Here is a 7230-nt window from a genome sequence, read left to right on the forward strand (position 1 = left end):
GGTACCTATTACCTATCTTCAACAGAACCTAACAACTAATTAAGTAAAGTTAGCTTAGTAACATTTTTCACACCAGCGTGGTTCATATAATCATTAATCATGCCTTCAACTCTAAGCTTTTTACCAATCAAGCTTGGATTGTTTTGTGGGCTAAAATTAGCGCGCTGCGATGATTCAAGTTTGATATAAATACTCGTTGCTGAGTTACTTGGGTCCATTAATTCAAGTGCATATTGCCCATTAATCGCAGCTTTTATTTCTCCTGCTAATGTTACGAGTGTGCCATTAGCCATATTCAATGCTTCTGCCACTGATAGGTCATTGTTTGGCTCAGGAATATTGTTACCGACCACGTTAATAGTAGATACTTGGCGTATACCTGCCTGACTCATATACTGATCACGCACACCTTTAACGATGATTTGTGCGCCTAACAGCTCAGGGTTTAATTGTGGACTAAATTGGTTGCGTTGGCCGCTTTCTAATTTTACATTAATGACAAAACTTGGGTTGGCTAAATCTTCAAGCACAAGAGCATAAATGCCATTTAATGCTGACTTTACTTTACCTATTAATTCAATTTCTTCGCCTTGCGCAGAAGCTAATGCCTGTTCAATAGATAAAGCGGTAGGTGCAAGTTGAATATCGGTAACATAGCGAATACCAGCAGCGCCCATATAGCTATTGCGCGTGCCCGTAACTATAATATTTTTTGTTAATATTTCAGGATTAAGTTCAGGATTAAAATCAGCTCGTTGGCTACTTTCGAGCTTGACGTAAATAGCAGTTTCAGGCGTGTTTACATCACTAAGTACTAAACCATAAATACCATTTACTGAAGCGGTAACGGTGCCAAGTACTGAGAACTGAGTACCTTGTGCAGCAGCGAGCGCTTGGGTTACTGATATTGAGTCGTTTGGTGTCGGTGTTGGATCAGGCTCAGGGGTAGTGTGACCGTCACCATAAGGTGAATTGAAGCTGTTATCTTTATAGGTATCGCTGTTCCACGCATCAAAACCGGATGCTGGGCTTCCCCAAGGATTGCCATTATTTGGGTCTGACATTTCTTGTGTAGCCATTGGCTCAGGTGTAGGTATACCTGCAACATGACCATTTTGATTATCAAAGTAGTGATAGCTCTCAGGTGTTGCTAACCAGTTGACAATGTTTACCGCTAAAACTGCTGCATTACCTGAATCAGTCCAGCCGGGATAGGTTTTTTTAGTTTGACCGCTATCTTGACGTTTATACTTAGGGGTAGCATCTTCTATTGGTGAAGAGTCACCAATAAATGCGGCTTTACCTGCGCCTGACTTGGCAATAGCTGCGTAAGGGCCTTCATTAGCGCCGCCAAAGTATAAGCCTTGATCCTTTGCGTGCTTCCATTTTACTGGTGTATCTGTTTCTGAGAAGTAAACTAAGCCTTTGGCCTTTTGCTCATTTACAATCGCTAATGTTGCTCCTGCCGCCATAAGAATAGGTTGCACATTTTGAGTTATACCCTCTGTTTTATTTGGTGTTACAACACCACTAACACCTTGTTTGTAGTCAACCCCGTTAAAACGAAAGCGAATACCAAAGTTTTCTACTAACCAGCCTGCGTTAGCCATTTTAGGATTGCGCCAGTCACCGTATTCGCCACCAAGATCGTATTTGGCTAAATCAGAGCGGTTGTAGCCATTAAACACTTCAGTTGCATCCCAAGTATTTAAATTACGGTCAGCATCATAATGATCCGCAATAAAAAATATGCCTTTACCTGCGGCGATAAACTGCTCAAGTGCAAGTTGCTCTGCTTGGGTAAATGGTCGGTTAGTTTCTGCTAATACCAACACGTCAGCATGCTGAATTGCGTTATAAGTAATAATCGCTTCATTTTGCTCATTACTGGGCGTTCTATCATCAAAAAAGCGAATAGTCCCATCGTTATTTAAATCAACACCGCGATATTCTTGTACGGTATAACCTTGCGTGACAAGTGCATCAGCAAAGTCAGAAAACGCGCCATCAATAACCCAGTCGGCATTACCTTCTACACCACCATGTGATACATCAAAGAGCACTGTTTTACCATTGCTTTGACTTGCGGTTGGTGCTTTTTCTGGGATGGTATTATTCCACTGATAAGGTTCCGCTCCATGGGATGATAATGATGCTAAACCCAAGCCGAGAGAGATAACTAATGCTGAGATTTTACTGTAATTATAAGTCATGTTTTAATTCCTATTAAATGCATTACTTCATTGCAGGTTGTGTTGGCACCTGATATTCAAGCCTTTTATAGCGACGAATATCAGGCGTTTTTACTTCGGTACTGTTAACGTGTGTTTAATTTAGGTCTAAGGTGTACAGTGCAAACCCATCATTATTTGTGAGGTTAGTTGGAGTGATATGGCTAAATTTTTGGCTATAACTTTTTGCCTGGTCGCTGTTTGAGCTTGTAAACTGCACATTGACATTAGTTATCGCGGTAAAAGACCAGTTCATATCTGCGCTCGGATCTAGACCAAACTCGGTATTGATACTTGTTTGCTCTGCTAAATAATCGGCAACCACTTGGCGGTTTTCATTTGGTGAATCTATCACTATTTTATCGGCGCCAATGTTAGGGAAGTTACCGCCACCAGAGGCGCGATAGTTGTTAGTTACCACTAAAAACTCTTGCTCAGCGGTTATCGCTTTTCCTTGGTAAGTTAAGTTATTAACTCTTTCGTCATCAGAAACTTTTACCCCTTTAGCGCTGTAACGAGCGGCTTGGCTAACATCAATTTGGTAGCTGATGCCGTCAATTACATCAAAGTTATAAGAAGGGAAATCAGGGTTAATTAAGCTTTGCACAGCATTATTATTAACTTCAATTTGATTGAATTGACCTGCTGACATTTCTAACCACTCTTTAATTTGTGCGCCATTTAATTTCAGCACTTTTAAGATGTTCGGATAGATATATAAGTCAGCAACATTACGATAAGCAATATCACCAGCATCAATAGCGGTATAGTCATCGGCGCCGCCACGACCTGCTCTAAAAGGGGCTCCGGCAGATAATACTGGTAAGCCTTCAAGCTCAGTACCTTGTATTATTTTTTGAGTGTACCAAGTCTGGGCATCGGTCACTATTTGAATGGATGGGTCGTCATTAACCAAGGCAAAGTAGCTATTGATTGGTGCAGACACTTTAGCGAAAGGCTCATTAACCCAGGTGCGGGTTTCATCGTGATCATGCATTACTGCGGCTTCAACTGCGCCATCGTTATCTACCATAGCAACAGTGACGCGATTTTCATCGGTTTGATAAATAGCTTGCAAGCTAGATTGTGAATCAATAACTTGCCAAGCATCATTTTTATACTCTAATGACAGGTCGATAACTCCTAAGTGATTCCCCCAAAAACCGGGCATAACTGCAGCGACACCATTGATGGTGCCTTTATCATTATCAATGCCGTAATCACTTAGCTCAGCATAATTGCTACCAGGAAAGTTTGCATGGGCATGACCAAATAAAATGGCGTCAATATCATCAACCATTGAGAGGTAGTAACTAGCATTTTCGGCTAATGGCGTAGCAGCTGCAACATCTAAACCAGAGTGGGGAATGGCAATAATAATATCAGCGCCTTGGGCTTTCATCAAAGGCACATATTTATTTGCCATGGCAATAATGTCTTTGGCAATAACTTTACCTTCTAAATTTGCTTTGTCCCATTGCATTATTTGTGGTGGTACAAAACCAATAAAACCAACGTTAATAATTTGCTCTTGATCATTACTATCAATAAAACGTTTTTCTTGAATGAGGTAAGGTTCAAATAAGGGGATATCGTTTTCGGCGTTGTCATCACCATCATCAACAAATACGTTAGCTGAAATATAAGGGAAGTTGGCGTCGTTTGTCGCTTCCATTAAAAACTCAAGCCCAAAATTAAATTCATGATTTCCGATATTAGCAACATCATAATCTAAGGTATTCATTGCTTTATAAACCGGGTGTATTTCATTCGCTTGGAGTTTTTTTACTTTGGCAATGTAGTCACCTAACGGACTACCTTGTAATAAATCACCGTTATCAACGAGCAGAGTATTACTGACTTCATCTCTTGCTTGCCTAATTAATGCCGCGGTTTTTACTAACCCTACTTTGTCATCTTGTTTGTCTGAGAAGTAATTATAATTCAGGAGATTAGCATGAAGATCTGTGGTTTCAAGTAAACGAATGTTTAGGGTTGTGCCTGCGACAGGACCACTGTTCTTACTTGTGTCTGTGGCATCACTATTTGAATCATTACAAGCAAAAAGTAATGCAGAAGTTGTGCAAAGTAGCGCTAAGGTTAAAGGTGTTTTTCTCATAATTATACTCGTTGATGGAAGAATTTATAACGACTATAGAGAGTGAAAAAGACAGTTTAGCGACTAAAAAATGACAAATCAGAGCCATTTTTGTGAACAATTTTTTACTTGTTTGAAGGAAAACTTTACCCTTGATAGAGCTGCTGGCGCTACTGAATTTCAGTTCAGGGTAATAACCCATGGTTATCACGCAAAGAAAGTAACAACCTTGGTTAAATAGAAATAAGACATTTATAGGTTAATAGCCGCACATTAACAGGGTACTTATTAGCGTGTTGCAGCTATTAATGTTTTGTTGTCGATATTACTTGTATGTGTACGGGCTGATAATTGACTATTCAGCTTGTTTTTTATGGCGGAATTTTTACTTATTTCATCTGTTAATGCGTTCGCTAGGCGTTGCTTTACTTCAAGTAGTTGGATAGGCATAACATTATTGGCGGTAGCGGTTTGGCTAAGATCTTTTATTGGCTCATTTTTTTCATGGCTAAGTAAACGAGATCGTAACGTTTTCACGGCTTGTTTTTTGATTGCATGTTCATTCATTTCTATTGCTAACATCTCTAGGCCATTAAGTAATGTATCTCTTACGATAACCGCTTCACTTAAACATAAGCTATTAACATGATGAGCTAGCGCATTATTATTTAATAATAAAAGTGATAGTGTTGCTTTTTCGATAGCAATACCTTCTGCAGCTACAGCTTGATCAATAAATAATTTACCGTGTTTTTTACGGTTTTCGAGTAATTCAATCACTGGGGTACTTAAACGTTTATCTAAGGCATTAATATTATCCGTTGCTATTTTTAGCTCTTTGGCTGAAAAAGAGGTTAATAGCTGAGTGACTTGTTTTAAATCTGATAAGTAAGTAAACATGAATCATTCCCAATGACTATACGTTAAATTGTTGCTGCTTAATATTGCTCATTAAGCCGAACTCTGTACGCTAATTCTCTATGCGCCAATTCTCTGTGCGCTAATATAATGGCTTAATGTTGCAAAAATATTAAAGCTCTCTGTGAAAGGAGAAAATTATAAAAGCCAAACTTCAACACGCCTGTTCCGCATTCTGCCTTCTTCAGTGTCATTATTGGCAATAGGCAAAGCTTCTCCTAAAGCTTCAACCGATAGCACTGGAATGCCGCGCGAGGTTAAGGCGCGCTCGACCGATTTAGCCCGCTGTAGCGCGAGGTTTTTGTTTTTTAATTTAGCGCCGACACTGTCTGAGAAGCCCATTAATACGATACGTCGTCCTACATGTTGCTCCATAAATTCAACTAAGCGCTGTAAGTCACGTTTACCTTTGTTGTCTAAGTCTTTGGTTGCGTAATCAAAACGAAAGTTTAATGACAATCGTTTTGCTGTTTGAGTGTATTGGTTATATTGCTCAGGTGCATTTTCTAACGGGTAAGCTTGCTCTAATTGAATGTTTTGTGAAACCAATCCAGTGTTAGCGACTATGTTTTGTCCTTGAGCAGAAATGGCATAATGGGCAAATTCTTTCACGGTATCTGTGGCATTCGTTGGCGTATAAAAATATAAGCGACGCGATAAAGGGTAGTCTTCAGTACTTACCGTAAAGCGAGTAGGGTAAATGGCGTTAGTTTCTTTGGTTGCTGATATTGCAAGCGCTTTGTTATGTAAAACATAGTTAAGCCCAATAAAGCCAATAGCACCTTCATTTTGTGATACTTGTGTTGATAACTTTGAACTTGACTCAAAACGTTGTGCGCTAGAAGCTAAGCTCAAGTCATGCTTTTTCAGTACTAAATTTTTAAACGTATCCCAAGTTCCCGAATGAGTATCTCTAGCGAATAACTTAATTACTTGATCACTACCGCCTATTTGTGACCAGTTATTTATTTCGCCTGAAAAAATTTTTGCCAATGTTTGGGTCGATAATTGTTTAACAGGGTTGTTTTGATTAACGATAATAGCCAAAGCATCTAAACCAATAATGTGCTCATTACCAACACCATCAAGTTTGCCAGAGGTGCTTTGTAACCCTTTTAATTCAATTTCTTTGATTCTTCTTGATGACATTCCCATATCGGCACTGTGCTCAGCTAAGCCTAAAAATGCCGTTGATGAACCATGAGCTTGTAAATCAACGTAGTGCTTTTCATTATTCAGGGTAAAAGTGAGTTGGCGCTCAACAGGTTTTTCTCCTTGTTGCCAAGTGAGTTCACTAGCGCCTTGCTCAATAAGAAAACCTTCCAATAAGCGAGGCGCTAGCTTTTCTCCAATAGTATTTGAACCATGCAAGCTAAAGAGTAGCTTTGCCGGCTTTTCTATCACTTTAATGGGAGCCATGACTTGCGCTACTTCACCAGCAGAGCTTTTAGGCGGAGCTATTACACTAGTAGCCTGCGTTGCTTTTTGAGTGGACGGTAAGGGGGGATTATTGCTATCGCTTGTATTAATAAATAAAAAAGCCGTTAACGTTAAAAAAACACAAGCCACGACCGCAATGAGTACGCCACTGACAGACTTTTTCGGATGAGTAGTATTAGTTTTTGGATTGTTTAACCAGTTAATGATATCGGTAATTTTATGGTGTTTCAATTGAGCTAATTCGCTTAAGACTAATTGACGATAACTGATATCCGCTAACATTTTATTTATTGATATTTCAATATCAAATTCTTGTAAGGCGATATTTTGTAGTTGTGTTAATTGGTGATGTAGCGCGGTATTATCTGCCTGCCAAACGCCTGAAAATAATGTCGTCATTACTGCTTTCCAATAGTGGTTAAAATAGTTATATGAGTGTTTACTCTAAAGCGTTAGCTTAAACAGTAACTATTGCACTTTTATGAAGAAATAATGACGTAACACTTTGTTGTAGTATTTAGGGGCGGTTGATCTTTCGAGATT

4 protein-coding genes are annotated in these 7230 nt (G+C 39.3%); all 4 read right to left on the reverse strand.

The window, feature by feature from the left end; all coding sequences use genetic code 11:
* Positions 1-35 precede the first annotated feature (35 nt).
* The 4 genes from KO495_RS10120 to KO495_RS10135 all read right to left on the reverse strand — a co-directional run bounded on the left by KO495_RS10120 (position 36) and on the right by KO495_RS10135 (position 7086).
* Entirely contained in the window at positions 36-2213 is a 2178-nt protein-coding gene (locus KO495_RS10120) for a DUF6359 domain-containing protein (RefSeq protein WP_215980283.1), read from the reverse strand.
* A 115-nt stretch (positions 2214-2328) separates the two neighbouring features.
* Positions 2329-4350: a bifunctional 2',3'-cyclic-nucleotide 2'-phosphodiesterase/3'-nucleotidase gene (locus KO495_RS10125; protein ID WP_215980284.1), complete on the reverse strand. Its 2022-nt coding sequence runs from the start codon at positions 4348-4350 to the stop codon at positions 2329-2331.
* Between the two features lie 267 nt (positions 4351-4617).
* A complete protein-coding gene (locus KO495_RS10130) occupies positions 4618-5229 on the reverse strand; it encodes a hypothetical protein (protein ID WP_215980285.1) in 612 nt (203 codons plus the stop codon).
* Between the two features lie 156 nt (positions 5230-5385).
* Positions 5386-7086, reverse strand: coding sequence for a phosphate ABC transporter substrate-binding/OmpA family protein (locus KO495_RS10135; protein ID WP_215980286.1), 1701 nt, complete (start codon positions 7084-7086; stop codon positions 5386-5388).
* Between the last annotated feature and the right edge of the window lie 144 nt (positions 7087-7230).

The sequence above is a fragment of the Colwellia sp. D2M02 genome, assembly GCF_018860755.1.
Lineage (GTDB): Bacteria > Pseudomonadota > Gammaproteobacteria > Enterobacterales > Alteromonadaceae > Colwellia > Colwellia asteriadis.

Coding starts and splice junctions, on each gene's coding strand:
- KO495_RS10125 (WP_215980284.1), bottom strand. CDS start 4,350: ATGAGAAAAACACCTTTAACCTTAGCGCTACTTTGCACAACTTCTGCA.
- KO495_RS10120 (WP_215980283.1), bottom strand. CDS start 2,213: ATGACTTATAATTACAGTAAAATCTCAGCATTAGTTATCTCTCTCGGC.
- KO495_RS10135 (WP_215980286.1), bottom strand. CDS start 7,086: ATGACGACATTATTTTCAGGCGTTTGGCAGGCAGATAATACCGCGCTA.
- KO495_RS10130 (WP_215980285.1), bottom strand. CDS start 5,229: ATGTTTACTTACTTATCAGATTTAAAACAAGTCACTCAGCTATTAACC.